Origin of the sequence: Ligilactobacillus hayakitensis DSM 18933 = JCM 14209, assembly GCF_000615845.1 — a bacterium.
Taxonomy (GTDB): domain Bacteria; phylum Bacillota; class Bacilli; order Lactobacillales; family Lactobacillaceae; genus Ligilactobacillus; species Ligilactobacillus hayakitensis.
In genome coordinates, this window is record NZ_BAML01000002.1 from 74,573 (window position 1) to 100,356 (window position 25,784).

The window sequence follows — 25,784 nt, forward strand, 5'->3', positions numbered from 1 at the left end:
AAAGATGATCACAGCAATTAAAAGTCTGTGGTCATCTTTTGTTATATAGAAAACTTTGTTATACTAAATGATACTGGTTCGAAAAATCCCAGTTAAAAAAACTAGAAAGAGGTATTTTAAATGAAAAATACAATTGGAGATAACAAATTAGTCGGGTTAGTTAAAGTTGGTCTTGTTGCAGCTTTATATGTTGTAATTACTTTAACAGTCGCACCGTTTGCGTATGGTCCAGTTCAATTCCGTTTGTCTGAATTATTTAATAATTTATCAGTCTTTAACAAACGTTATATTTGGGCGGTAACAATTGGATGCGCAATTGCTAATTTAAATTCACCCCTCGGTATGCCAGATGTAATTTTTGGAACTCTTGGAACATTATTAATGACTTCAATTTCATATTGGTTAAGTCGTTATATTAAGAAGACATCGGTTAAGCTTGGAGTATGTGTTGCTGTATGTACTTTGATGTCTTGGACAGTGGCTTTAGAATTAATGTTAATTTCTAAATTACCATTTTGGGCTTCGTACTTAAGTGTAGGTGCGGGTGAATTAGTATCTATGGTTATCGGAGCAATTATTGTATACCTTGTAAGTAAAAGAATTGATTTAACAAAATAGGAGGATTAACAATGACCTTTGAAGAAGTCTTACCACAATTAAAAGCAGGTAAAAAAGCAGTCCGTACAGAAGGTTGGGGCGGATCTGAAGAATATATTTTTGTTGTGAATAATGATACATTAGATGGTGAAAAAATTAATCCATACTTAATGATTAGAACAAAAGAAGAACCTGCTTTATCACAATTTATGCCAACTTCTTGTGATGTTTTGGCAGATGATTGGGAAATTGTAGACTAATGACGAATTTATATCCAGAATATGAGGGGAAAGTTGTTGTCATCACGGGGGTTGCATCGGGAATTGGCTTTGAGCAAGCTAAAGCATTTTTAGAAAATGGAGCCCGAGTTTTTGGAGCTGATTTGAAAAATGCGGTTCCTAAATTGCAAGAATACGCCAACTTTAATTATCAGCAAGTTGATGTACGAAGAAAAAATGAAATAAAGAATTGGGCAAAAATGATTTTAAAACAAGTTAAAGTTGATATTTTATTAAATACTGCTGGTATTCTTGATGACTATGCCCCAACGTTAGAAACAAGCGAAGATGATTGGGATAATATTTTTAATACAAATTTGAAAAGTATGTTTTTATTAACCAATCAAATTTTACCCCAAATGTTAGCGCAAAAACATGGCGTGATTGTTAATATGGCTTCGATTGCAGGGATGGTCGCTGGTGGTGGCGGTGCTGCTTATACTGCAGCCAAGCATGGAATTATCGGATATACGAAGCAATTAGATTATGATTACGCTGCTAAAGGAATTCGTGCTAATTGTATCGCACCAGGAGCAATTAATACTCCGATGAATGCAAAAGATTTTGAAAATGGGGGTGCGATGGCTAAAGAAGTCGCAGAGTTAACGCCTGCTAAGCGTTGGGCAAATCCAAGCGAAGTCGCACAAATGACCCTTTATCTTGCAAGCCCCCGAGCAGATTATGTTCACGGAACTGTTTTAACCATTGATGGTGGATGGACAGAAAAATAAGCACTAAAGACTAGGATTTTTTCTTAGTCTTTTTTTGTTGAGCAATATGTTTGACAGTAAATTAAGCGATAAGTTAAACTGCGGTAAGTTATTTAAGAAAAAAGGGAGAAAAAAATGAAATATTCAATTTTAAATTTAGTCCCATTACGTGACGGTCAAACCTTTAAAGAAGCGATTGATAGTATGGTTCGTTTAGCCAAAAAAGCTGAAGAATTAGGCTATGAACGCTATTGGTTAGCAGAGCATCATAACATGAAAAGCGTGGCGAGTTCTGCAACTAAACAATTAATCCAACATACCTTAGCTAATACATCAACTTTAAGAGTTGGATCTGGGGGGATAATGTTACCGAACCATAGTCCATATTTGATTGCAGAAGAATTTGGGATGCTAGAAACGCTATATCCTAATCGAGTAGATTTAGGTTTAGGTAGAGCACCTGGAACTGATATGCAAACAGCGCAAGCTTTGCGACGTGATGATGATCGCACAATGGATTTTCCAGAAGAAGTTGAAGAACTACAAGGCTATTTTAAGGGCACTGAAGGCATTAATGCTTACCCAGCTAAAGGCTTAGACGTTCCTTTTTACATTTTAGGTTCAAGTATTCAAAGTGCCTATTTAGCAGCTAAATTAGGGCTACCATACTCATTTGCAGCTCATTTTGCGCCAGCAATGATGGTTGAAGCAATTAATACTTATAGAAGAAATTTCCAACCTTCAGATGATTTAGTGCAACCATATGTAATTTTAGGAGCGAATGCGATTGTTGCGGATACCGATGAAGAAGCAAAATTCTTAGCGACAACGCAAACCCAATCATTTTTAAACATTGTGACTGGACAACAACGTGGTTTAATGCCCCCAGTTGAAGATGAACGTCAAATTTATGAAAACTTAATTAGTGTCCGTCAAGTACCACACTTTGGCCCGGTTAAGTTTGATATTGATGAGTTATTCCAAAATGAAAAAGCAATGGTAAAAAACATGTCAGCCATTTCATTAATTGGAAGCAAAGAAACTGTTAAACAGCAATTACAAAAGCTTCAAAGCATTGTTGAATTTGATGAAATTATGTGCAATTCATATATTTATGATGAAGCTAAGCAACATCATTCATATGAATTATTTGCAGAAGTAATTAAAGAAGTAAAATAAAAAAGGTTTGAAATAACGATTTTAGTGTTATTTCAAACCTTTTTTATTTTAGTATTTTTTACCGTAGCTATAAGTGTTTAATAGATTTAAATCACTATCAAAAATGTTTAAATCAGCATCTTTGCCAATTTCAAGGAATCCTTTTTGGGTAAGCTTAAATTCTTTAGCTTGATTTCCAGATGACATTTTTACTGCATCTTCAATTGAACAACCGGTAAATTTCATAATATTAACGAAGGCATCTTGATATCTAAGAACTGAACCAGCAAGATTTCCCGTTTCTAAACGGGCTTGTTTATCTTTAACGATAACCTTTTGTCCGCCCAACTCAGAAACTCCTTCCGGCATCCCTTTAGATCTCATTGAATCAGTGACTAGTTCAATTTTATCAGGACCTTTTAATTTATAGGCTAACTTAATCATGTCACCAACAACATGGAACCCATCTGCAATAATTTCGGTATAGATATTATCTTCTAATAAAGCATGACCAGTTACACCAGGTTCGCGATGCTTAAATTCACGTTGCGCATTATAAAGGTGAGTTACATGGCTAGCCAAGGAATGCTTCATTTGCTCACGGGTTGCGTTACTGTGACCAACTGAAGGAACAATACCATGTTCAAGACAGTATAACTCAAATTCATGCGTATTTTCATGTTCTGGCGCGTATGTAACTAGCTTGATTAAACCACCAGATAATTCATTCCAATGATTGAAAGTTTCAATATCAGGATCTTCAATATATTTTTGAGGTTGGGCCCCTTTGAATTCTTTGGCAACAAAAGGTCCTTCAAGGTGAATTCCTTGAATTACTGGATTACGTTTGGCGGCTTTTTTGATTTCAACCATCGCGTGGGCGATATTTTCATGGGATTGGGTCATAGTCGTAGGAAAATATGAAGTAATTCCTTCTTTAATCATATCTTTGACCATTTCGTCGATTTCATCAGCGCTGGCATCCATGGCATCAAAAGAATAGCCGCCATGGCTATGAACGTCAATGAAACCAGGGACGATGATTTTACCTTCAAGATCAAAGATTTCATCGTTACTTTGAGCTTGATAATCGGACATTTTACCCACAGCTTGAATTTGTTTGTCGAAACGTAAGTATCCATCGGTAATTTTTTCATGTCCAGTATAGATTGTTGCGTGTTTTAAAACAGTACTCATATGTGCAACGTCTCCTTTAAGCAGATTTGTGGAGTAGACTTCACTTTTATAGTTAATGATAATATTAATATTTCAAGGATGCAAGGGTTTACAAAAAAGATAAAACGTTGTATATTATTGGTATAGACCAAAGTTGAGGAGGAGTTAAACATGATTAAAGTAATTAAAGTAAAAGATCAAGTTGAAGGTGGTAAAAAGGCACTTGAGATTTTTAGTGAGGCTAAAAATAACGGTGTAAGAGTTTTTGGACTTGCTACCGGATCAACTCCTGTCACAACCTATGAACAATTAGTTAAAAGTGATTTGGATTTTAGCAATGATATCTCAGTGAACTTAGACGAATATGTCGGCTTAAGTAAAGACAATCCTCAAAGTTATGCTTATTATATGCATGAACATCTTTTCAAGCACAAACCTTTTAAGCACTCATATTTACCTAATGGGATGGCAAAAGATTCAAGTTTAGAATGCCAACGATACAACCAAATTCTTGAAGATAATCACGTTGGACTTCAATTATTGGGAATTGGAAGAAACGGCCATATTGGATTTAATGAACCAGGCACCGATATAAACGAAAAAACGCATCGGGTGGCATTAACTCCATCAACGATTGAAGCTAATGCGCGTTTCTTTGAAGATGAAAATGAAGTCCCTAAGTATGCATATTCAATGGGAATTGGGTCAATTATGAATGCGGATGCGATTTTATTAGAAGCTTTTGGTAAAAAGAAAGCACAAGCTGTCAAAGCTATGATTGATGGAGAAGTTACCCCAGATGTTCCGGCAAGTATTTTACAAAAACATCCCAACGTTACCGTAATTGTTGATGAAGAAGCCGGTGGATTATTAGACTAAAAAAGAGGCTACTGATTTACAGTAACCTCTTTTTAATTGAATAAAGACAGTGGATGTGATGATTAATAAACACTGATTTCGATTAAATTTTTATCTAAGTCGTGGATAAAAATTGAAGTCATCTTGCCTTCAGCCCCCATCTTTTCAATAGGACCCGCTACAACAGGGATGAAGTAGCTCTTAAGGTGATTTTGAATATCTTCGAGTTTATCGCCCGCAACAATTGAAAAATCAGCTGCCCCTAAACTTGGGTTAGCAGCTTGTAAAGTTTCGTTACTTTCTTGTTGGCGTAAACGTAATAGTTGATGGCCGAAACGTAAGGTGATAACTTCATCATTTGACTGCTCTTCAATCACAGGCATATCAAAAACTTCGTGATAGAAACGCTCAGCTTTAGGTAAGTTAGAAACCGTTAATACGACATGATCAAGACGTTTAATTTTCATTGGTTATCCTCCAAAAATTATTTTCGTCTTCTATGATAACACAAAATATGATTGAAGCCGTAAAATACGATGAAATAAGGGAATTAAAAATATGTTAAACGATTAACATATTTTTGCTTTACTATTCAAATCTGATATTATAAAATAATAATTAATAATTAAGAAAACGTTTTATTTTTTTGATGGAGGTAATGAAATGACTAAATTATATGGTGCGATCGAAGCCGGCGGAACAAAGTTTGTTTGCGCAGTTGCAGATGAAGACTTAAACGTAGTTGAAAGAGTTTCAATTCCAACAACTGTTCCTGAAGAAACAATGACAGATGTTTTTGCATTTTTTGAAAAATATGAAGTAGAATCAATCGGGATTGCTTCATTTGGACCAATTGATGTAAACCGCAAATCAGATACATATGGCTACATTACAAACACACCTAAGCCAGGCTGGAAGGATTACAACTTCCTTGGTGAAATGAAAAAGCGTTTTGATGTTCCTTATGCATGGACAACAGACGTTAATGGGGCTGCCTATGGTGAATTAAAACGTGGTGCCGCTAAAGGAAAAGACAGTTGTGTTTACTTAACTGTTGGAACTGGTGTTGGTGCTGGCGTTGTTGTTGGTGGCAAAGTTATTGAAGGATTTGGTCACCCAGAAGTAGGACACATTACAATGCGTCGTCACCCAGAAGATCATTATGAAGGTCATTGCCCATTCCATAAAGATTGTTTGGAAGGTTTAGCTTGTGGACCAGCTGTTGAAGCGCGTCAAGGTGGAGTTAAAGCTTATGATATTCCTAAAGATGACAAAGCATGGGAAATTTTAGCTTACTACTTAGCTCAAGCTTGCATGGATCTTACATTAATTTTATCACCAGAAAAGATTGTTTTTGGTGGTGGAGTTTCAAAACAAGAACAATTATTCCCAATGATTCGTGAATCATTTAAAGAACAAATGAAAGGCTACGTTCCAACACCTGATTTGGATGATTACATCGTTCATGTAGATTTAGGTGATGATGCCGGAATTACAGGTTGCTTCTTATTAGCTCAAGAAGCAGCTGCTAAATAATTAGTGTTAAATATAAGAGAGTCTAGGTTTTATTAGACTCTCTTTTTTGTTATTCTTGTAATGAAATAAATTGAAAGGATTATTGATATGCAGTGGGTGTTAAAAAAGCAGGTAAATGCTGAATTTTCTGGCATGACAGTACGAGAATTACTCGCTAAAGGGTGGTTGTTGCCACGAAAATTTATCCATTTTTTACGGATAAATAAAAATATTACATTCAATGGAAAATATCGGAATATGAATGAAAAAGTTCATGCGGGTGAAGTGGTTGTAATGAAGTTTGAAGGCCAAGAATTTCGGACTCAAACTTCAAATTATTTGATTGATGATGGATATAAGATTGATGTTTTGTATGAAAATGATGATTTGTTAGTAGTAAATAAACCGGCTGGAATTAAGAGCCATCCCAACCAACCTTTAGAAAAAGGGACCTTAATGAATTATGTTGCTGCATACCTTAAAGATAAAGATGCGCAACCATACATGGTTCACCGGTTGGATATGCAAACAAGTGGAGCGATGATTATCGCTAAAAATCCTGTGGTTGTCCCTATCTTGGACTTGTTAATTAGTCAGGGAATTATTAAACGCGAATATTTAGCTAAAGTAAGTGGTCATTTACCCAAGTCAAAAGGCAAAATTGATTTTGCAATTGGCAAAGATCCAACTGATAAACGCAAGAGAAAAATTGATGGACCACAGGCTAAAAGTGCCTTAACATATTATGAAGTCCTTGAGTTTGATGACAAAACAAGTTTGGTAGCTTTACAATTAAGAACAGGTCGGACCCATCAATTGCGCGTACACCTTCAAGGAATGGGGACGCCGATTATTGGAGACCCGTTATATAACCATGATGATAATGAACAAATGTTATTGCATGGAGCTAAACAAAGGCTAGTGATACCTTTTACTAACGAGCACTTAGTCATTGAAGCGCCGTTACCACAATATTTTAGCAGTAACTAAAAAAGCTGGATGTTAGTCCAGCTTTTTTGATTAGTCTTCGTTTTTAAAAGTGCCATTTTCCACATCTTTAATAAAATCAGCAAGATGCTTGTAATAAACATCAGCATTATCAATCATGTGATGGTGACCGCCATTTGGAGTGGTTACTAAACGTGAGTTAGGAAGTAACTTGTTCATTGTTTTAGCGGTAGGAATTGGCATTGATTCGTGTTCACCAAAAGTTAGTAAAGTTGGTGTTGTAATATCTTTAAGTTTATCTCTAAAGTGCCATTGATCTAACTTACCAGTAATTACAAATTCGTTATCACCTTGGAAAGTATTATAAACTTTTGTGCCACCAAGATTTTTAACATGGTAAAGCTTAGAAGGTTGCTTACGATCAATGAAGTTTTCGTTCATAATTTGAACGTATTCTTGATATTTAGGATTTGAATAATCATTGTTTGTTTCGCATTCTTTCATGAAATCAACGGCTTCTTTTGGAAGAGTTTCTTCGCGAAGACGATTGATATTATCAACATATTCATCGATTTCATCAACCATTGAAGAAATGATTGCACCTTTTAAGTGTTGGCCATATTTGTGAGCGTACATTTGAACTAATGCGCCACCCCAACTTTGACCAATGAGGTAAAAGTTATCAATTCCTAATTTTTGACGTACTTCTTCAACTTCATCTAAGAAGTAATCATAAGTTAAATATTTTTCGGCGATTTTAGGATCGTCATAGTCCGGTTGATCTGAATAAAGTGAACCAAGTTGATCATACATATGAACTTGGACATCAAGTCCTTGTTTCTTTAATTGGTCAGCTGTATCTTCCCAATATTCATGGTTGCCACCGGGGCCACCGTGAAGGGCTAACAAGTGAATAGTTCCTGTTCCTTGTGTATTAGTCCATAGATGGTATCCGTTGTCTAACGTAATAATAGTTGTTCCTTGTTTCATTAGAATCAATCCTTTTCTATGAAAATATACTTTTGATTATAGCACTTTTTTGCTAATCGTTAAATGCTGTTAGGGGTAATTCAATTTTAGATTGACTTAAATCAAGAGTATAAGTATTTTCTTCGTTTGCATGTACCGTCATTTCGTAATCAGAAGCATAAACTACTAATCCAAGTTGGTGACCGGCTTTTAGATGATAAAACATTGGTTGGGTAACTAAAGTAATATCATAAAAGGTATCAGCTTTGAGGTCATCATTTTTATAATCATTAGTTCGATTTTGAAGATTTAAGTGTGATTGAGTAATCATCTTAAATTCAGTATTAGTTTGGAGTTTAAATTCAACTAAATCATCTTCTTTGAAATGAAAACCATGATCTAAGCCCCGACGTTCAAGGATAGTTGGAACTTCACCTAAACGCTTATCTAAACCATAATCCACAAGTTTAACGGAAATCAAACCATGATCTAAACCACTCTTAAGACGAAGATGAAGTTTAGCTTGACCTTTTAAAAGTTGGTCTTTTGTAAGTGGTTTAGATTTGAATACGAGACGATTAGAATGTAATTTGTTGTTGATATCATTTTTTAAGAGATCTTGTTTCCAAGTTGCTACATTAGCTGTATAAGCAAGGAAATCCTCTTGAGGGAGATCATCTTTAAATTTAAGGGCGATATTTTCAGGTTCGTTTGTAATTGCTCCATCTGAAAGATATGCAGGGGTTAATTCATCAACTTGCCAATCTTTATAAGTGTGCCAAGTACTTTCACTAGCATTATCTTGAACAACAATATCAGGAATTTGTTCTTTAGCATGATTATCAACGTCATACAATTTATGACTTAACCAAAGATTCATCATGTCGGTAAAGTCAATTGATTGGAAATTATTCATATAGATGTGTTGTCCTTGGTGTAAGAACAATTTTTTCGTTACATCAGTATCTTTAAGACGATTAAATAAGTTAAAGACGTTTTTGATTTTAACGTTCCAGTCGTTTAAGCCGTGCACCATAACAATATCGCATTTAATATTTTCCACATCTTTGAGATAATTACGAGCATCAAAGAAGGTATTGTAATTACCGCTTGTTCGATCTTGGTCTTTTGCCATTTGTTTTAAGTAAGCTGCGAATTCATCTTTTACATTAAGGTAATCTCCAGCTTCTTTTTGGCGACTAAAGCATTCAGCTGCTAAAATGTCGCAATCTTCACCGGGAAAACCACCAGGAGCAATCACTAAACCACCTTCACGATAATAATCGTACCAATTCGAAATTGCGGCTTCAGAGATAATCGTTTCTAAGCCTTCAACCCCAGTTGTTGCAGTGGCAGTTGCAAGGGTCCCAAGATATGATTTACCCGTCATAGCCACTTTGTTATTAGACCACCAAGCATTAATGGCCTTGTTGCCATCTTTAGTTGTAAAACCAGGGCGTTGATTAGTTAACCATTCAACGACATTTTTGGCCGAAATTGTTTCGGCATAATCACCAGTAGTTTTAAAACCATCTGATCCAAGAGAACCCACACCCCCTGAATAAGCAACGGCAAATCCACGTGCAAGCATGTAGTCATTTAAAGTAACTGTAAACAAATGTTCAGCAGTTTCTTCGGCTTTTTTAGTTTCTACTGTGTAAGTCCGCTTAGGTGGAAGGGGTGTTTTTGGTTGGTGATATTCAATATCTTGGTAAGTTAGTTCGTTAGGCTCTTTATGAGTTAACGGAACTTTAACCTCATGCATCATTTTGGCGGCAGTTTCGTCATTGGTACCTAAATAATAAGGACTAGCAGTGAAAAGTGTTGGAACTTTAAGGCCGTGATTGGTTTCGCTTGGACGTGTAATAATCACTTTTAAGACATCACGTTGGCCATCATTATCAGTATCTAAATCCGATTCAACATAGATAACTTCAGTAATCAATTTTCGAGTATCAAAAACGGGTTGAGCTTTACCGTTAAAAAATACGGGTTCATTGACGTTACCGTAAAAATCTGTGAAATAACCCTTATTAGCAAGGTGATCTAAAAGCGTACGTCCGTTTTTAGAAGGTGTACATAAAAGGTCATACCAAGCAGAAATTAAATCTTCAACTGTTTGAATTGAATGTATATAAGGAAGTTGATATTCATCCATAGCTTTAAAAGGGTCATCGACTGTAAAATCAAGATCAACTTCAAATCCAAGAAGTTGAAGCCCAATGACATAAAATGTTTTGGCGTTGATTTTACTTGAGTGGATGTATGTGTAAGCATTAGCGTTTTTGCTAGCTAAAAGCCCTTTTAACTTGTTAGTTTGAGCATCATGACTAATTGCATCACATAAAGCACGACGTAAAAATAATTCATATAAATTATTGATAAATAAAGACTCATCAGACATATGTAAAAATGAAATCCGTTTGAGTTCGGTTACTTTTTGTTCGTAAGGAACATCAACGAAAGCAAATTGGTTAAATTTCATAGTAATCAACCTTTCATAAGATATTTATTCTTATTATAGTTTGTTTTAAGGCGGATTTCCATGGAATGTAGGTTTTGAAAAAATTGGAAGAATTCGATAAAATAAATGTGTATATATTTTTTAGTTTTTTCCAAAAAGAAAGGAAGATTTGATGGAGTTTCTAGGGACTCTTTGTTTAGTTCTTATTTCAACAGCACTTGCTGGAAGTTTAAGTCGCAAAGCAGGAATGCCTGCAGTAATTGGTCAATTACTGGTGGGGGTAGTTTTAGGACCTGCGATGTTAGGCTGGGTAACAAATGATCATTTCATGCATTATTTTTCTGAAATCGGAGTAATCATTTTAATGTTCATGGCTGGATTAGAAAGTGATTTAGATTTACTTAAAAAGTATTTAAAACCAGCGACTTCAGTTGCTTTTATGGGAGTTATTTTTCCGATTGTATTGGTATATTTATTCGGAAAAGTTTTTGGTTTTACAAATGAACAAGCAATCTTTTTAGGGGTTACGTTTGCAGCAACCTCAGTCTCAATTTCAGTTGAAGTTTTAAAGGAACTTAAGAAATTAGATTCAAAAGAAGGAACGACAATTTTAGGGGCGGCAGTAATTGATGATATTTTAGCAGTCTTAATTTTAAGTATTCTTGTCAGTGTGTTTAGCGATGTTGCTAAAGCTGAAGGAGCATCAACTCAATCTAATTTATGGTTAGGATTCTTGATTCAAGTTATTTATTTTGTCGGAATCTTCATTGTTTATAATTGGATTGCGCCAATTTTGATGCGGTTAGGAAGCAAATTGCCAATTGCCTCAAGTGAAATGTTAATGTCATTTGTGATTTGTTTAGCAATGGCATACATGGCAGACTTTGTTGGATTATCAGCAGTAGTTGGGGCATTTTTTGCAGGGGTTGCAGTTGCCCAAACACCATATAAAGAAATTGTTGATTCGCACGTTGAACCAATTGGTTATGCGGTATTTATCCCAATGTTTTTCGTTTCAATCGGTTTGAGTATGACATTTAAAGGCTTGTTGACTGATTGGGCGTTTATTGTTGGATTATTAGTATTAGCGTTACTTACTAAGTGGCTTGGTGGTGGCTTAGGTGCAAGATTACTAGGAATGTCTTGGAAATCAGGAAGTGTCATTGGATCAGGAATGGTTTCTCGTGGGGAAATGGCTTTGATTATCGCTCAAGTAGGGTACCAAGCACATTTATTAACTTCAAGATACTATTCAGGCGTAATTATTGTTATTATCTTAACAACAATTTTAGCCCCATTAATGCTCAAGAAAACTTTAGAAGCATTACCAAAAGAAGCATAAAATAAAAGAGACAGGATAATTTTAAATCCTGTCTCTTTTTTACAGTTATTCACAAAAATAGTGGATAACTATGTGGAAAACTGTGAATTAATGTGTATCAAATGGGGATGGCAACGGAAAATCTATACTTATTAACAATTTTTGTGGAAAAAGTGTGTAAAAATTGTTAATAAGTAGCAATTTTTTACACAAAAAGAGACCTGAAATTATTTCAGGCCTCCTTAAAATACGTTAGTCATTCTTTTCTGCAAGTTTACTGTGCTTCATTCCGTAAGAAAAATAAATTACAAGACCGACAATAAACCAAACTGCTGAAGCTTCCCATGTTTCAATAGAAAGTTGGGTTAACATGAAGAAACATAAAGCAGCGGAAATTATTGGAAGAACCGGGTAAAATGGAACTTTGAAACCACCTTCATTTTTAATATCTTGACGTTTTCTCAATGGGATAACTCCAAGTGAAACGAAGAAAAAGGCAATTAGTGTTCCGATATTAACCAAGTTAGCTAATTGATCAAGAGATAAAAAGCCACTGGCTAAAACAATGACAAAAGTAACAACATATAAAGCGTTAAGTGGAGTATGTGTTTTTTCATCGAGTTTGCCTAAAGCACTTGGTAAAAGTCCATCACGTCCAATTGAATAAATCAGACGAGAAGATGAAAAGGTTGTTGATAAAATCATGGTAAACATCCCCACCAAAGCCCCCACAGCAATTAAGCCTGCAAACCAGTTTTGATTTGCAACTTGCATTGCATATGAAACAGGATTAGCAACGTCTAACTTCGTATATTTAACCATTCCAGTTAGAACAGCTGAAACACCAGTATATAACACCGTGGTGATTAATAAAGTCCCTAAAATACCTGCTGGCATGGTACGCTTAGGATTTTTTACTTCAGCGGCAGATGATGCAATGACGTCAAAGCCTAAATAAGCAAAAAATACGGTGGCCGCACCAGTATAAACACCTGTCCAACCAAATGGTAAGTATGGATTCCAGTTAGCAGGTTTAACAAAAAATGCGCCAACAACAATAAAAGTTATAATAATTGCAATTTTAACGTAAACCATAATATTGTTTAACTTAACGGAATCTTTAACGCCGCGTGATAATAAAAATGCGATGAATAACACAATTAAAATCGCCACAAGATTAAAGTAAGTGCCGTGAGCTGGATCAAAAGGACCGCTAATAACTTTAGGGATATGTAATCCGAATCCGGAAATAAACGAATTGAAGTAAGCGGACCAGCCAGTTGCGACTGCGGCAACTGCAAGCATATATTCAAGCACCAATGCCCATCCTAATATCCATCCAATTAATTCACCGAAAATAACATTCCCAAATGAATACGCACTTCCAGCAACTGGCATGGCCGAAGCAAATTCAGCGTAGCAAAGGGCAGAAAGCGAACATACAATAGCGGCTAACACAAATGAAAGGGTAATTGCCGGTCCACTGTGAGTTGCAGCGACAGTTCCGGGTAAGATAAAGATTCCAGTCCCGATTACAACCCCAATTCCCATCGCAATCAAGTCTTTAAATCCGATGACACGCTCAAGATTCTGATCAGAATCAATATAACGAGATAGACTTTCTTTTTTGAAAATACGATCTTTGATTCCCATGAGAGAAAATCCTCCTTATTTAATTGTAAAAAATATTATTTTAATAATAACAAGGAATTATATAGAGGTCAATTAATGAAAAAAGGAGCACGAAGATTTATTTTTTATGAAATTATTACGATAAACTGTTAGAATAAAAATGTAACAATTACTATTTAAGGGTGATAATATGATAGATGAGGCAATCCAGATTTTAAAAGAAAATAAATTAAAAATAACTAAGCAAAGAACTGAATTATTAAAATATTTGAGTAATTTTCAACATAGCTATGTCGATATTACCCAAGTTGATGATTACATGCGTGAAATTTTCCCAGGCTTGAGTCATAATACGATTTATCGCAATATTCGTGACTTCAAACGAGTGGGAATTATTGAAATGCAACAAAGAGCAACGGGGGCTTGTGTGAAGTACCAATGTGATTTTGGTCATATCCATCATCATCATTTTATCTGCAAAAAATGTGGCAACGTAACTGAAATTCCCGATTGCTCGTTTGAAAATGAAATTATGCAAAATTTACCTGGATATCAAGTCGATGGGCACCGTTTTGAGGTATATGGGACATGTAGTGAATGTTTAGCCAAAGAAAAAATTAACTAAAATTAAAAAATCTAAATAGAATACCTGTGTTAAAATTAAGAAAAGGTAAATTGAAAGGAAAGTGAAAAATATGGCATATCGTACTCCGCCAATCATTACCCCGTTTGCGATTTTATCAGCCGTTTTAGCTTTAGGCGCTACTAACGTGGCTGTTAATAAAGCAACGGGAACGACTGAAGGAAAGCCAAAAGTTGAAAGTGTTTCAAGTGTTACTACTTCATCAAGTAGTTCATTATTTGAAGAATCAAGCAGTGATTCATCTAGTAAAAAAGATGATGATCACAAAAAAGAATCAAGTGAAAGTCAAAGTGATGATGATAATACTGATCAACAAGTAACAACTTCACCAACAACTGGGAAAACAACAACTGATACTACGACTCAATCTAATGAAGGATATCGTCAACAAACATCAGCAAATACGACGCAAAAAACAGAAAGTACGCAACCGGCCCAATCAACTAAAGAAAATACTGATACGCAGGCCACAACGGGACAAACCACAACAAATACCCAAGGAACTGGGACAAACAATCAATAGGAGGTGACAAAAAATGTTCAGTATGTTAGGTCTTATCAATACTTGGATTGGTTACATTAATATGAATGTAAAAATAAAAAACCGAGTCTATACGATTGTAGGAGGCGTTGGGAATTTTTATCTTCTTTATGTAGCGACTCGCTTTTTTATTAATGGATTTTTTGTTCGTGGATTTTTATTTATCTTAGCCTTTATTGCTCTATTGTATTTCACGTACATTAATGTGATGTATTGGTTCACCGATAAAAAAGCCAAGTATGATATCTCACCCCAAATCGAAAAAGCTCTTGGGATTACCCCAAAAGATCCAGAAGAAGAAGCCCGCAAAAAAGTAGCCAAATTGCGTCAAAGTGGCTTTGTTCAAACTAATGGGATTTTTGATGAAAATCAAGATTTTTTACCAGTTGAATTAGAAATTACAAAGCAACAAGAAGAAAATATCCAGGTAGTAGCGGAAAATTTAAAACAGATTGATTATCTTCATCTAGATTATGACGGTAAAAGTAAAAATGCACTTCTCTTGGAAATTAAAGAAGATGGCAAGGCGCGCTATGCTTTAGGAGAAACTCCACAATCATTGCCATATTTTGAAATGGTAAAAACTGAGGATAACCTTGAAATTTTTGGTGGCGTCAACCAAATGCAGCGAAAGAGTTTAGCTAATATTAAAACAATCGGTTTACTTCCAGCCAAAGAAGCAATTAATAAGTATCATGTTTACTTAGCGACAGTTGTGCTTACAGGCGGACCATTTAGTACGGCAGGGCGTTCAACGTTAATTGAAGAAGAGGCTTATTTGGAATTGATGCCAAAATTGCATATCGTAATCGTGGTGAATCAAATAAAACATCTCTTCAAGCTGCTAGTCGAAGCGTAAATAGTTTAGCAAGCCGCCGTGAAAAAAATGAAATTCAAATAAATGATGACCAAAATGATGGGCAGACAACAAGTCGGATGAGTCGACGAACTAAAAATCGATGGTAACAAAAAAGATGCTGAATTTTTCAGCATCTTTTTTTATTATTTATTAACTTTATAAAAATAAATGGGAGCGCCAATTAAAACGAATACTAATGAAATAATAACTCCGATTAAATCAGCTTGGATTTCACTAGCCATCACAAAGACCGCGCCCAAAACAGCAATAATTGGAGTTAAGGGATAAAGTGGGGTCTTAAATGGACGGTTGATATCAGGGTATAAGCGACGAAGCTTGAATACCCCAATAAAAGCGATTAAGTAAAAACAATAAATTGAAAAAATACAAATTTCTGATAAGCGATCTGCATCAGCAAATAATATTAAGATTGATGAAAAAACAAACATTGTAAAAGTCGCAACCATCGGTGAATGCATCTTTGGATGAAGCCATGAAAGTTGTTTAGAAAATGGTAATTCATTTGCTTGCGCCATTGCAAACATAATGCGGGGGAAACTCATAATTTTCCCATTAATTGTTCCGATGATTGAAATGATAATTCCAAGATTCAAAATCTTCCCACCGATGGGTCCAAACATCATAATCGCAAAATGAGGAGCAGCTTGTTCGCCTAACTTGGTAATTTGGTTAGCAGACATTGCGCTAAAAATTCCCATGGTTAATAATACGTAGATAATTAAAACAAGCGATGTTCCTAAGATAATTGCAGTTGGCAATATTTTTTGCGGATTTTTAATTTCTCCCCCAAGATTAGCGATTAAAATCCAGCCATCGTAGGCAAATAATGTTGCTAAAACTGCCATCCCAAAACCGCCGATTGAACTTGTCGTTGCTCCACTAATAACTTGTCCAAAAGCATGTTCATTTCCAAATAACAAACCAAAGATGATGATTAAAAAGATTGGAACCATCTTACATATGGTTGTGAAAATTTGTAAACTAGCACCAAAGCGGTTAGATAGAAGGTTAAAGACTGAGATTAAAAATAATGACAGAATCGCAATTGGCACTGTCCACGTTTGAGGAAGACCAAAGAATGCAACTAGTAAAATTGCCAAGTAGGCTCCGAGGGATGCAATTAAAGCCGGTCCATAAACCGCAATTTGCACCCATCCGGCAAGGAATCCCCAAAATTTGCCGTACATTTTTTCAATATAGACATAAAGTCCACCAGTTTCAGGATACATTGATCCAACTTCAGCGATTGTCAAACCACCAGTTAAAGTGATAATTCCACCAATAATCCAAGCCCAAATCGCGTTGGTTGTGGAGTGGGCATTACTCAAAATGGAAGCTTGCTTAAAGAAGATTCCAGATCCAATAATTGTACCAACGACAAGTGAAAGTGCTGAGTAAAGACCTAATGAGCGCTGTAAACCAATGCCCCTTTTTTTCTCCGGCATATAGATACCTTCTTTCTTAAATTTTTAAGTAGTTATCAAAATTTAGAACTATTTTATAAGTATTATATACTAAATACTTATAAAAGCCTACTTAATTCAAAAACAAAATTTTTTGTTTTTGAATTAAGTAGGCTTTTTATTGGAAAAATTTAAAAAATATTGATAAAAATTAAAATTTTAGTTACAATAAAAAAGAATTATCATAATTTTCTAATTTTATTTTAATAATATGAGGTGTAGTAATGGAATTAAAAGAAAATCCTAAAATAAATAAAACGGAGCTTCGCAGAATCTATGCTTCGATTGGAAAATTTGATTACGACTATAGCCTTTTTAAAAAGGGACTCAAAAAGGCCTATGTTTTGGGAGCATATATTGATGATAAACTAATTGGATTTATCAGTGCGATTAGTGATAATACAACGATTGTATACGTTAAGGAATTAACAATTGACGCACATTATGATAAAGCTGAAATCGCAACGTATTTACTTAAACGATTGAAAGAATATTATCAAGCGGTTCCTAAAATTATTCTCACTCAAAATATAGGAGTGAACGATGAAGTTTTAATTGTTAAAAATGCGGGTTTTCATGATATGTCTGAAAATGGAATTATGCTATTTGAAGCTGATTCAAAATAATCATAAAAGCGGAGATGAGAAGACAAAGTACTCATCTCCGCTTTTGATTCGTGGTAAAATAAATTGAATATAAAATTAAGGGGAATAAGAAATGACGGTTCCAGTAATTATTTCAGGTTTAGAAACTGAAAATGAAAATTTTGAATATACAATGTCTGAATTATCTGCTTTATGTGAGGCAAATGACATGGAAGTTGTTCAACAAATTAGCCAAAAGCTTGAACATCCTGTAGCAGCAACGTATTTTGGTAAAGGGAAAGCAGAGGAAATTTTCCATGAAGGAGAATTACATGAAGTTGAGACTTTAATTGTTAATGATGAATTGACTCCAACTCAACTTCGAAATTTAGAAGATATAACAGAAATGCGCGTCGTTGATCGAACTGCTTTAATTTTAGAAATTTTTGCATCTAGAGCACATACTAAAGAAGCTAAGTTGCAAGTTCAAATAGCTAAACTCCAATATCAATTACCACGATTAAGAACTTCAAGTATCAATAAGATGGACCAACAAACAGCGGGCAACGCTGGAGGAGGATATACTAACCGTGGTTCTGGGGAAACAAAGATGGAATTAAACCGTCGTGTGATTGAAAAGCGGATTAATAATCTTTCAAAAGAACTTAAAGAAATTGAAGCCAATCAAGAAACTCAAAGTAAGTTAAGAGATAAATCAGGGATTAAGACAGTGGCGTTGGTTGGATATACGAATGCCGGTAAATCAACAACGATGAATGGTTTGTTAAAAATGTTAGGACAAGATCCAGAAAAAGAAGTTTTTGAAAAAGACATGTTATTTGCAACTCTAGATACTTCAGTTAGAAAGTTAAAGTTCAATGATAACAAGGAAATTCTTTTATCAGATACAGTTGGATTTGTATCTAAATTACCGCATCAATTAGTTAAGGCATTTAGAACTACTTTATATGAGGCTTCAAAAGCAGATTTATTAATTCAAGTAATTGATGGCGCAGATGAACACGCTAAAGAAATGATTGAAACAACAACTTCAACGTTAAAAGAAATAGGGGTAACTGATATTCCAATGATTTATGCTTATAATAAAGCAGATTTGGCACAAATTCCATATCCAATTATGGAAGGTGATCAATTAACATATAGCGCTAGAGATCAAAAATCGTTAGAATTATTGATCAATGTGATTAAAGAAAAATTATTCGATGATTATCAAACTCATACTTATCTGTTACCATTTAGTGAAGGTAGATATCTTGAAGTACTTAATCAAGAAGCTAATATTTTAAGGACAGAATATCTAGCAGAAGGAACAAAATTAGAAGTCGAAGTTAATCCAATTCTTGCTGCAAAATTAAAGCAGTTTCAAATCGATTAAAAAAGCTGGGGAAATTCCCAGCTTTTTTAATAATTCTTCAATTGTAACATTCTTCTTAGATAGGCACTTTCGTCAGGATTTCCGGAAAATACGACATGATCTCCAAGTTGTAATTGGGTTGATCCGTGCGGTGAAATTGGGCGATGGGCGCGATAAATTCGACTAATTGTAATTGATTTAATATATGGAATATCTTTAATTTCAACGCCGACAAAAGAAGCGTTATTAACGACTGCTTCATAAAGACGTGCATCTGAGTTGGTGAAGGCTTCTAATAATGAAGGACTTTCAACCATTGAACGCATGACGCCGACATTTAATTCAAATAAACTGAAGTATTCAATTCCGGCTTCTTCAAGTTCGTTAACTTTATTACTTAACGGATTCATATCTTCGAAACGAGCAATAACTCGTTGAACGCCATATTTCTTAGCAGCTAACGCTAATTTATGGTTAATATTAGGGTCAGAATAACTAAGAATTAAAATATCAGTATCAAAAATATGATTTTCAATTAAGTAATCAGCATCAAGAGAATCTACAAATTTAGCGTTCGCTCTTGATTTATAAGTTTCATAATTCTTTTTAATATTAGTATATAAAGTAACATTGAAAAGATCACTATCGAGCTCATTGGCAGCTGATACCGAAATTAAGTTAACCCCAATGATTGATACTTGGGTATTTTTATTTTCTTGAGGATCATTTTGATATAATCTGTTAAAAATTATTGGACCAGCAATACATGTTAAAATTCCAGCCAAAAGAAAGGCGCCTGCTTGCTGTTCGCTGATTGCATGGAGACTTTCAGCAACTTCTAAAGTTGCAACAACAAGTGTAATAGTTGTACTTGTGACAACAGAAGCGGCTAAAGAATTTTTCTTTGAAAAACGTAATCTAAATCCGAAATATCCTGGTAGTTTTGCAAGTATAAAAGCTACGAAAAATAATGGAATTAAAATCAACGTTTTTGGTGAATGTAAAAGCGATGGAATATCAAGTTTCACCCCTGTCATAATAAAGAAAAAGGGGATAAAGAAACCATATCCAATAGCATCGAGTTTTTGCTCTGTTTCTTCAGCTGGTTCAAGTAATTTTAAAACAATCCCAGCAACAAAGGCTCCCAGGATATTTTCTGCTCCTACTTTTTCGGCGATGAAAACTAAAACAACAATCACAAAGAATGCAAGGCGCATGTCGATTTGAGTTGTGGCTTTGTTAATACGATCGAAAAATGAAAAGAAGTAGCGGAAGCGATTGAATAAGACTGCAGCGGCAATAAATAGAATTCCAATTAACCAAATACTGCCACCTTTACTTGCAACGACTGAAGCATAAGCTGTTAGAGCTAACATTGGGATAACTTCGGCTAAAACAGAAAATAAAAGGACTGTTTGCCCGTAAGGACGAGAAAGCAGTTGATTTTCTTTTAATAATGAAGTCATAATCCCCAATGAAACCGTTGCAAATAAAATTGTTGCTAAACTAATATCACTGAAAAGACCAGTGAATTTAAAAATCAAAGCAAGGATAAATGAAGCTAAGATTGATAAACCATAAGCTATAGAAGCAACAATCACAGGTGAATACTTTGGTTGGTTAGCTTTTATTTTTTCTTCAAGCGGAGAAAGGGTTTGAGAATTACGTTGGAAAAGACTAAAGTCAATTTCCATCCCACTTAAAAACATTAAAAGTAAAACCCCAAATGTTGACAGTGAACTAAGGATTGAACTTGGTGTAACTAAGTCAAAACAACTTTTACCAATAATAACACCAATGATAATTTCGGCGACAGAAGTCGGAAGAAATGAAATCTTAAAACGCGCCAAAATCATTGGGGTAATGAAAGCTGCTAATGCTACAATTGATAGCGACAGATTCATTGTAATTACCTCGATTCATATAAATATTAATTTGTACTGTTAAATAATAACATGAAGATATAAAAAAATATAGTAAATATATTTAGCGTGATATTTTTTGCTATTTGCGGCGTAAATAGCGGCCAATGCTAACGGAAATGCTTGGAATAAGGGCGCAACAAGCAATTGTGATAAATATTTCTCCAAAGTGATTTTGAACAAATGAAATTTGTCCAAAGAAATAACCCAAAAATGTACCCAAGCCTACCCAAAGAAGTACGCCCAAAAAATTATAAATAGTAAAGCGTTGATAATCCATCAGGGCACTTCCAGAAATAAGGGGCACAAAGGTTCTAATCAATGGGACAAAGCGTCCAAAAATAACGGTTTTTCCTCCGTGCTTAACAAAAAATTGATGGGCGATTTTGAATTTTTCTTGCGGGACGTGTCGTTTGAAAAATGACCACCGGTGAAGATTTTTTCCAATCGCATAATTGACCGTATCACCAAAAAGAGCTGCAAAAAAATAAACCAAAAACAAAATAAAAACATTCAGATTGGATTTTGTTGCTCCTGCAATGGCGCTAGTAAAGAAGATGAGTGATTCACCAGGTAAAAATGGAAAAATGACTAATCCCGTTTCTGCAAAAACGATTAGAAATAAAATGACATATGACCAAGGGCCCATGGTATTAATTATGGCTTGTAAAAATTCATTAAGATGCGTGATGAAAAAAACGATTTGAGATATCACATAAATCACCTTCTTTTATTCTTTGATACTTTCATTGTAGTCTTTAGTAAAGATGAATACTAGAGAGGAGTTTGATTTTTAGAATTAGTAAAAAAATGGTACAATAGAATGACAAAAAAATTATAAGGGGGCGCTTTGTAAGTGACCTTATCACAAAAACAAATTGAACAAGAACGCATGAATTCTGTGGTTGAACAGATTCGTCTTGCACAAAAAAAGAATAAAGCAGAAATTAAAAAAGTTGAAGCTGATCGTGAAGAAATTATGGACGATTTTAAAAACAACGTCCGCATCAAAACTGATACATATGCGGGGATGATGGAAACTGGACTAACTGTGCGTCAGCAACAACAATTACTTCAAGAACGTGAAAATAGTTGGAAGAATGCAACGCAACGTTTAGAAGTTTTAGAAAAATTAGAAAAGAAACCATATTTTGCGCGGATTGATTTTACTGAAAAAGGAAACGGTGAAAAAGAATCAGTTTATATTGGACTAGGTTCATTTGCGGACTCACCAGATCATTTTTTGGTGTATGATTGGCGGGCTCCAATTTCAAGTATTTATTATGATGGCAATTTAGGGGAAGTAAATTATCAAACTCCTGAAGGTGAGCAAACGGTTGATTTGACGTTGAAGCGCCAATTTATGGTTGAAGATGGGGTTATCGTAACTTTATTTGATACTGATGAAACTGTGGGCGATCAAATGTTGTTAGAAGTCCTAGATGAATCTTCAGATACGAAAATGAAGAGTATTGTCACAACAATTCAAAGAGAACAAAATAAGATTATTCGTGATACTGATTCAGAATTATTATTTGTTCAAGGAGCTGCGGGTTCTGGTAAAACTTCAGCAGTACTTCAACGGGTAGCTTACCTATTATACCGCTATCGAGGAAATTTAAGCTCAAGTCAAGTTGTGCTATTTTCACCGAACCAATTATTTAATGATTATATCGATCAAGTGTTGCCTGAATTAGGGGAACAAAACATGGTCCAAATGACATACTATCAATATGCTCAACGCCGTGTTCCTAAAATTCATGTTGAAACGCTACAAGAACGCTTTGAAGAAGATAATCATCCCCTTCAACGCAAGCTAAATGCTTTAAAAAGTAGTTTAGCGCTCTTTAAGGCGACGCAACAATATGGTGATATTTTAAATCAATCTCATATGCGCTTTAGAGATATTAAGTTTAATGGTGAAGTTTTCTTTAGTAAAAAGAAAATTAAAGCAATTTATTATAGTTTTAATGCGAACTATAATTTGCGTAACCGCCTTGATGCAACTAAAGAACGCTTGATTAAGATGTTAAATTCAAAGATTGATGTCATCGCTAAAACTGATGAAGTGCAAGAAGCCATTCAAAATCTTAGTCGCGAAGAATTAATGGCATTATATGATGGCCAACCACGTGAATTTGGCAATGCGGATAAAGAAATGAAATTCTTAGCGCGTAGATATGTAATGAATCAATTGCGTCCAATTCAAAGAAAAATTATGAAGAACCAATTTTTAAGTATCAATAAGCAATTTGTACATTTCATCAAGAATGTACCTGCCTTAGTTGATCTTAAAAAATATGATTTAACTGATGAAAATTGGTCAAACGCCGCTCAAGATACCATTAATCGTTTGAAAAATCATAAATTATCAATGGCTGATGTGACGATTTACTTATATCTCTATGATTTAATTACAGGTAAAAGAGGGGAAACTGAAATTCGTCATGTCTTTATTGATGAAATTCAAGACTATTCCCCATATCAATTGGCTTATTTGAAGTTTGGTTTTCCAAGAGCTAAATTCACGATGCTAGGTGATTTGAACCAAGCAATCTTTACCAAAGAAAATAGTCGGACATTATTAGATGAACTTTCAACGATGTTTGATAGCGAGAAAACGAATGTTGTCCAACTAACCAAATCATATCGTTCAACGAAACAAATTACTGACTTTACCAAAGAAGTTTTAATTGGTGGTGAAGCTGTTACTTCATTCCAAAGAAATGGCGAACTTCCAACAATTACGGTTGATGCCGATGAAAGCCGGTTATTAAAAGATGTGATGATGCAGCTACATCGCAACGATGCAGAAAAATTAACTACGGCGATTATTGGAAAATCACTCAAAGAATGTGAAGCATTAACAGAAGCTTTGAAGCAAAACGGGATGCAAGTCACATTAATTAAGACTGAAAATCAACGTTTGGTTCCAGGAACAATTGTGGTTCCAGCTTATTTAGCTAAAGGGTTAGAATTTGATGCAGTGATTATGTGGAACGCTAATCGAGATAATTATCACGATGAAAATGAACGTCAATTAGTTTATACGATTTGTTCACGGGCAATGCACCGCTTGAACATTTTCGCAGCCAAAGAATTAACCCCATTAATGAGTCGCATTGATCCAACATTATATGAAATGCTATAGAAAAAAGCTTGATAATCAGAGTTAAAACTCTGGTTTATCAAGCTTTTTTAATTATCCGTAGATTTTAGTTGCGGAAGCAATATTGTTAACAGTTGTAACTTGGTTGTTATTATTAACCCAGTCAACAATGTCTTCAATTGGAACAGATCCTAATAGGATATATGGTGATGACATACTTGGACCTTGTTTATAGAAATTAACTGTTTGATTCGTTTCTAAAGTATAACCAATTGAAGAGTCAACTTCACCTGGGGCTAAACTGTAGTAAGTGCCCATCCCTGGCTTACTAATACTATTGGAATCCTCTGAAATATCTGACAATGATACATCAAGAGCGCTATTTTTTTTAGAGGAATCAAGATTACCTTTCCAAAGGGAGTCTTGTAATTTTTCAGCACCATAAACCAAAATCGAAGCAGCATTTTGTTTAGGTGTTAGGTTAGCAGCATCCAACTGTGGACCGCTGACTTTTTTAGAACTTGAAGCAGTTGAAGCTTCACTTTCATCAGTCTTATCTTTATCAGTATCGGAGCTTTGTGTAGCTGCCTGATTAGATGATGATGCTGATTTTTCTTCGATCACAACATCATTTGAGCTTGTAAAGTACTGACGAAAAGCAAAGAACCCTCCCGTTAAGATAACCGCAAGCCCAAGAATTGTTAAAACAATGGGAAGAGTGTAACTTCTCTTTTTTTGGGGAAGGGTATAATTATTTTCTTGAAGCATTGGTGATCCACATTCGGCACAGAATTGTTGATTTTCTTGCATCGGATGGCCTTTAAGACAAGTACGCATATATATTTTCCTCCATTTAAATTATATTATTATAATAACGAAGAATATCAGTAAATTCAATGAAATAAAGAAAGGACCAATCAATTAATTTTTCCATTTTGCAGAAATATTTTGATTGGTCCTATATTTTATTTTGTTTTTTTGAGGAATCCATCATCTAAGTGATAGATATGATCAGCGAATTCTTCAAGGCGAATATCGTGTGTAACAACAATAATTGTCTTATTTTGTTGATGGGAAAGATTGGATAATAAGTTCCCAACTTCTTTAACTCTAGCACTGTCTAAAGCTGCCGTTGGTTCATCGGCCAAGACAATACTTGGATTGGTATATAGAGCACGGGCGATTGCGACCCGTTGTTTTTGTCCACCTGATAGTTGGTCAGGATATTTATCTTTTAAATTAGAGATTTCAAGCGTTTGTAACATTTCATTTAGCTTTTCTTCACTGAGGTTGCCAGTTTTTTTAACGCGATCAACTAATTGAAATTGTTCTTTGACCGTCAAATATGGCACAAGATTATAAGCTTGAAGCACAAAGCCGATTTCATTCAAACGAAACTTATCTTTTTGTTTTTGCGATAAATTCATGATTTCTTGATTGTTGATCATTACTGAACCAGAAGAAGGTGTTTGAAGTCCACCAGCAATTGTAAGAAAAGTACTTTTACCGGAACCTGAAGGCCCTAAAATTAAGATGAGTTCACCAGGGTTAGCAGTGAAATTCAAATCACGAAGAACATGAACACGTGCAATATCTTCACCAAAAAATTTATTAATATTAGTAAGTTTAATTGTTTCCATA

The 25,784-nt window shown here is 34.8% G+C and carries 24 protein-coding genes and 1 riboswitch; of the genes, 14 read left to right on the plus strand and 10 right to left on the minus strand.

Annotated features, from left to right (window positions below):
* The first annotated feature begins 67 nt into the window (after positions 1 to 67).
* Positions 68 to 111, plus strand: a riboswitch (PreQ1 riboswitch).
* A 9-nt stretch (positions 112 to 120) separates the two neighbouring features.
* From JCM14209_RS00950 to JCM14209_RS00965, 4 genes are all read left to right on the plus strand, one after another.
* Positions 121 to 618 (plus strand): QueT transporter family protein, encoded by a 498-nt coding sequence (locus JCM14209_RS00950; protein ID WP_025021775.1) that lies wholly within the window; start codon positions 121 to 123, stop codon positions 616 to 618.
* An 11-nt stretch (positions 619 to 629) separates the two neighbouring features.
* Positions 630 to 857, plus strand: a complete 228-nt coding sequence (locus JCM14209_RS00955) for a DUF2829 domain-containing protein (protein WP_025021776.1) — start codon at positions 630 to 632, stop codon at positions 855 to 857.
* Positions 857 to 1,606: a 3-oxoacyl-ACP reductase gene (locus JCM14209_RS00960; RefSeq protein ID WP_025021777.1), complete on the plus strand. Its 750-nt coding sequence runs from the start codon at positions 857 to 859 to the stop codon at positions 1,604 to 1,606. Before JCM14209_RS00955 ends, JCM14209_RS00960 begins: the two co-directional genes overlap by 1 nt.
* A gap of 114 nt (positions 1,607 to 1,720) precedes the next feature.
* On the plus strand, positions 1,721 to 2,764 hold the full coding sequence (locus JCM14209_RS00965; RefSeq protein WP_025021778.1) for an LLM class flavin-dependent oxidoreductase: 1,044 nt from the start codon (positions 1,721 to 1,723) through the stop codon (positions 2,762 to 2,764).
* Positions 2,765 to 2,812: 48 nt separating this feature from the next.
* Here the strand turns inward: JCM14209_RS00965 and nagA are convergent, their stop codons facing one another.
* Positions 2,813 to 3,940, minus strand: coding sequence for an N-acetylglucosamine-6-phosphate deacetylase (gene nagA / locus JCM14209_RS00970; protein ID WP_025021779.1), 1,128 nt, complete (start codon positions 3,938 to 3,940; stop codon positions 2,813 to 2,815).
* A gap of 153 nt (positions 3,941 to 4,093) precedes the next feature.
* On the opposite strand from nagA, the gene nagB reads away from it, so the two are divergent.
* The gene (nagB, locus tag JCM14209_RS00975; protein ID WP_025021780.1) at positions 4,094 to 4,798 is read left to right on the plus strand and encodes a glucosamine-6-phosphate deaminase; all 705 of its coding nucleotides are present in this window, start codon (positions 4,094 to 4,096) and stop codon (positions 4,796 to 4,798) included.
* Between the two features lie 62 nt (positions 4,799 to 4,860).
* Here the strand turns inward: nagB and JCM14209_RS00980 are convergent, their stop codons facing one another.
* Entirely contained in the window at positions 4,861 to 5,244 is a 384-nt protein-coding gene (locus JCM14209_RS00980; protein ID WP_025021781.1) for a VOC family protein, read from the minus strand.
* 196 nt (positions 5,245 to 5,440) lie between these two features.
* On the opposite strand from JCM14209_RS00980, the gene JCM14209_RS00985 reads away from it, so the two are divergent.
* Together JCM14209_RS00985 and JCM14209_RS00990 are read left to right on the plus strand one after the other, a co-directional pair.
* Entirely contained in the window at positions 5,441 to 6,313 is an 873-nt protein-coding gene (locus JCM14209_RS00985) for an ROK family protein (RefSeq protein WP_025021782.1), read from the plus strand.
* A gap of 87 nt (positions 6,314 to 6,400) precedes the next feature.
* A complete protein-coding gene (locus tag JCM14209_RS00990; RefSeq protein WP_035519699.1) occupies positions 6,401 to 7,282 on the plus strand; it encodes an RluA family pseudouridine synthase in 882 nt (293 codons plus the stop codon).
* A 30-nt stretch (positions 7,283 to 7,312) separates the two neighbouring features.
* Here the strand turns inward: JCM14209_RS00990 and JCM14209_RS00995 are convergent, their stop codons facing one another.
* Entirely contained in the window at positions 7,313 to 8,230 is a 918-nt protein-coding gene (locus JCM14209_RS00995) for a proline-specific peptidase family protein (RefSeq protein ID WP_025021784.1), read from the minus strand.
* Positions 8,231 to 8,282: 52 nt separating this feature from the next.
* Positions 8,283 to 10,694, minus strand: coding sequence for a Xaa-Pro dipeptidyl-peptidase (locus JCM14209_RS01000; RefSeq protein ID WP_025021785.1), 2,412 nt, complete (start codon positions 10,692 to 10,694; stop codon positions 8,283 to 8,285).
* A 151-nt stretch (positions 10,695 to 10,845) separates the two neighbouring features.
* Here JCM14209_RS01000 and JCM14209_RS01005 point away from each other — a divergent pair, with 151 nt between their 5' ends.
* Entirely contained in the window at positions 10,846 to 12,015 is a 1,170-nt protein-coding gene (locus JCM14209_RS01005) for a cation:proton antiporter (RefSeq protein ID WP_025021786.1), read from the plus strand.
* Between the two features lie 231 nt (positions 12,016 to 12,246).
* Here the strand turns inward: JCM14209_RS01005 and JCM14209_RS01010 are convergent, their stop codons facing one another.
* Positions 12,247 to 13,647 carry an APC family permease gene (locus JCM14209_RS01010; protein WP_025021787.1) on the minus strand — a complete coding sequence of 467 codons (1,401 nt, stop codon included), beginning with the start codon at positions 13,645 to 13,647 and terminating at the stop codon, positions 12,247 to 12,249.
* A 169-nt stretch (positions 13,648 to 13,816) separates the two neighbouring features.
* Here JCM14209_RS01010 and JCM14209_RS01015 point away from each other — a divergent pair, with 169 nt between their 5' ends.
* From JCM14209_RS01015 to JCM14209_RS08725, 3 genes are all read left to right on the plus strand, one after another.
* On the plus strand, positions 13,817 to 14,251 hold the full coding sequence (locus JCM14209_RS01015) for a Fur family transcriptional regulator (RefSeq protein ID WP_025021788.1): 435 nt from the start codon (positions 13,817 to 13,819) through the stop codon (positions 14,249 to 14,251).
* A gap of 70 nt (positions 14,252 to 14,321) precedes the next feature.
* The gene (locus JCM14209_RS01020) at positions 14,322 to 14,792 is read left to right on the plus strand and encodes a hypothetical protein (RefSeq protein ID WP_025021789.1); all 471 of its coding nucleotides are present in this window, start codon (positions 14,322 to 14,324) and stop codon (positions 14,790 to 14,792) included.
* A 13-nt stretch (positions 14,793 to 14,805) separates the two neighbouring features.
* On the plus strand, positions 14,806 to 15,669 hold the full coding sequence (locus JCM14209_RS08725; protein ID WP_225349668.1) for a DUF6681 family protein: 864 nt from the start codon (positions 14,806 to 14,808) through the stop codon (positions 15,667 to 15,669).
* 143 nt (positions 15,670 to 15,812) lie between these two features.
* Here JCM14209_RS08725 and JCM14209_RS01030 read toward each other — a convergent pair whose 3' ends face one another.
* Positions 15,813 to 17,135, minus strand: a complete 1,323-nt coding sequence (locus JCM14209_RS01030; protein ID WP_025021790.1) for an APC family permease — start codon at positions 17,133 to 17,135, stop codon at positions 15,813 to 15,815.
* 242 nt (positions 17,136 to 17,377) lie between these two features.
* Between JCM14209_RS01030 and JCM14209_RS01035 the strand changes: the two genes are divergently transcribed.
* A complete protein-coding gene (locus JCM14209_RS01035; protein WP_025021791.1) occupies positions 17,378 to 17,779 on the plus strand; it encodes a GNAT family N-acetyltransferase in 402 nt (133 codons plus the stop codon).
* A 91-nt stretch (positions 17,780 to 17,870) separates the two neighbouring features.
* Complete coding sequence (gene hflX / locus JCM14209_RS01040) at positions 17,871 to 19,133, plus strand: GTPase HflX (RefSeq protein ID WP_025021792.1); 1,263 nt, start codon at positions 17,871 to 17,873, stop codon at positions 19,131 to 19,133.
* A gap of 26 nt (positions 19,134 to 19,159) precedes the next feature.
* Here hflX and JCM14209_RS01045 read toward each other — a convergent pair whose 3' ends face one another.
* On the minus strand, positions 19,160 to 21,016 hold the full coding sequence (locus JCM14209_RS01045; RefSeq protein WP_025021793.1) for a monovalent cation:proton antiporter family protein: 1,857 nt from the start codon (positions 21,014 to 21,016) through the stop codon (positions 19,160 to 19,162).
* A gap of 100 nt (positions 21,017 to 21,116) precedes the next feature.
* Positions 21,117 to 21,749 carry a VTT domain-containing protein gene (locus JCM14209_RS08730; RefSeq protein ID WP_035519702.1) on the minus strand — a complete coding sequence of 211 codons (633 nt, stop codon included), beginning with the start codon at positions 21,747 to 21,749 and terminating at the stop codon, positions 21,117 to 21,119.
* A gap of 141 nt (positions 21,750 to 21,890) precedes the next feature.
* On the opposite strand from JCM14209_RS08730, the gene helD reads away from it, so the two are divergent.
* Positions 21,891 to 24,185: an RNA polymerase recycling motor HelD gene (gene helD, locus JCM14209_RS01055; protein WP_025021794.1), complete on the plus strand. Its 2,295-nt coding sequence runs from the start codon at positions 21,891 to 21,893 to the stop codon at positions 24,183 to 24,185.
* A 51-nt stretch (positions 24,186 to 24,236) separates the two neighbouring features.
* On the opposite strand, the gene JCM14209_RS01060 is transcribed toward helD, so the two are convergent.
* On the minus strand, positions 24,237 to 24,980 hold the full coding sequence (locus JCM14209_RS01060; RefSeq protein WP_025021795.1) for a hypothetical protein: 744 nt from the start codon (positions 24,978 to 24,980) through the stop codon (positions 24,237 to 24,239).
* A 128-nt stretch (positions 24,981 to 25,108) separates the two neighbouring features.
* Positions 25,109 to 25,783 (minus strand): ABC transporter ATP-binding protein, encoded by a 675-nt coding sequence (locus JCM14209_RS01065; RefSeq protein ID WP_025021796.1) that lies wholly within the window; start codon positions 25,781 to 25,783, stop codon positions 25,109 to 25,111.
* Position 25,784 lies beyond the last annotated feature (1 nt).

Excerpts from the sequence above, each read along its gene's own strand:
- JCM14209_RS01010 (WP_025021787.1), bottom strand. The coding sequence starts at position 13,647 with ATGGGAATCAAAGATCGTATTTTCAAAAAAGAAAGTCTATCTCGTTAT.
- JCM14209_RS00965 (WP_025021778.1), top strand. The coding sequence starts at position 1,721 with ATGAAATATTCAATTTTAAATTTAGTCCCATTACGTGACGGTCAAACC.
- JCM14209_RS00995 (WP_025021784.1), bottom strand. The coding sequence starts at position 8,230 with ATGAAACAAGGAACAACTATTATTACGTTAGACAACGGATACCATCTA.
- JCM14209_RS01065 (WP_025021796.1), bottom strand. The coding sequence starts at position 25,783 with ATGGAAACAATTAAACTTACTAATATTAATAAATTTTTTGGTGAAGAT.
- JCM14209_RS00960 (WP_025021777.1), top strand. The coding sequence starts at position 857 with ATGACGAATTTATATCCAGAATATGAGGGGAAAGTTGTTGTCATCACG.
- JCM14209_RS08725 (WP_225349668.1), top strand. The coding sequence starts at position 14,806 with ATGTTCAGTATGTTAGGTCTTATCAATACTTGGATTGGTTACATTAAT.
- JCM14209_RS01000 (WP_025021785.1), bottom strand. The coding sequence starts at position 10,694 with ATGAAATTTAACCAATTTGCTTTCGTTGATGTTCCTTACGAACAAAAA.
- JCM14209_RS00990 (WP_035519699.1), top strand. The coding sequence starts at position 6,401 with ATGCAGTGGGTGTTAAAAAAGCAGGTAAATGCTGAATTTTCTGGCATG.
- JCM14209_RS01035 (WP_025021791.1), top strand. The coding sequence starts at position 17,378 with ATGGAATTAAAAGAAAATCCTAAAATAAATAAAACGGAGCTTCGCAGA.
- JCM14209_RS00950 (WP_025021775.1), top strand. The coding sequence starts at position 121 with ATGAAAAATACAATTGGAGATAACAAATTAGTCGGGTTAGTTAAAGTT.
- hflX (WP_025021792.1), top strand. The coding sequence starts at position 17,871 with ATGACGGTTCCAGTAATTATTTCAGGTTTAGAAACTGAAAATGAAAAT.
- JCM14209_RS00980 (WP_025021781.1), bottom strand. The coding sequence starts at position 5,244 with ATGAAAATTAAACGTCTTGATCATGTCGTATTAACGGTTTCTAACTTA.
- nagA (WP_025021779.1), bottom strand. The coding sequence starts at position 3,940 with ATGAGTACTGTTTTAAAACACGCAACAATCTATACTGGACATGAAAAA.
- JCM14209_RS00985 (WP_025021782.1), top strand. The coding sequence starts at position 5,441 with ATGACTAAATTATATGGTGCGATCGAAGCCGGCGGAACAAAGTTTGTT.
- JCM14209_RS01060 (WP_025021795.1), bottom strand. The coding sequence starts at position 24,980 with ATGCGTACTTGTCTTAAAGGCCATCCGATGCAAGAAAATCAACAATTC.
- JCM14209_RS01030 (WP_025021790.1), bottom strand. The coding sequence starts at position 17,135 with ATGCCGGAGAAAAAAAGGGGCATTGGTTTACAGCGCTCATTAGGTCTT.
- JCM14209_RS01045 (WP_025021793.1), bottom strand. The coding sequence starts at position 21,016 with ATGAATCTGTCGCTATCAATTGTAGCATTAGCAGCTTTCATTACCCCA.
- JCM14209_RS01015 (WP_025021788.1), top strand. The coding sequence starts at position 13,817 with ATGATAGATGAGGCAATCCAGATTTTAAAAGAAAATAAATTAAAAATA.
- JCM14209_RS01005 (WP_025021786.1), top strand. The coding sequence starts at position 10,846 with ATGGAGTTTCTAGGGACTCTTTGTTTAGTTCTTATTTCAACAGCACTT.
- JCM14209_RS01020 (WP_025021789.1), top strand. The coding sequence starts at position 14,322 with ATGGCATATCGTACTCCGCCAATCATTACCCCGTTTGCGATTTTATCA.
- JCM14209_RS00955 (WP_025021776.1), top strand. The coding sequence starts at position 630 with ATGACCTTTGAAGAAGTCTTACCACAATTAAAAGCAGGTAAAAAAGCA.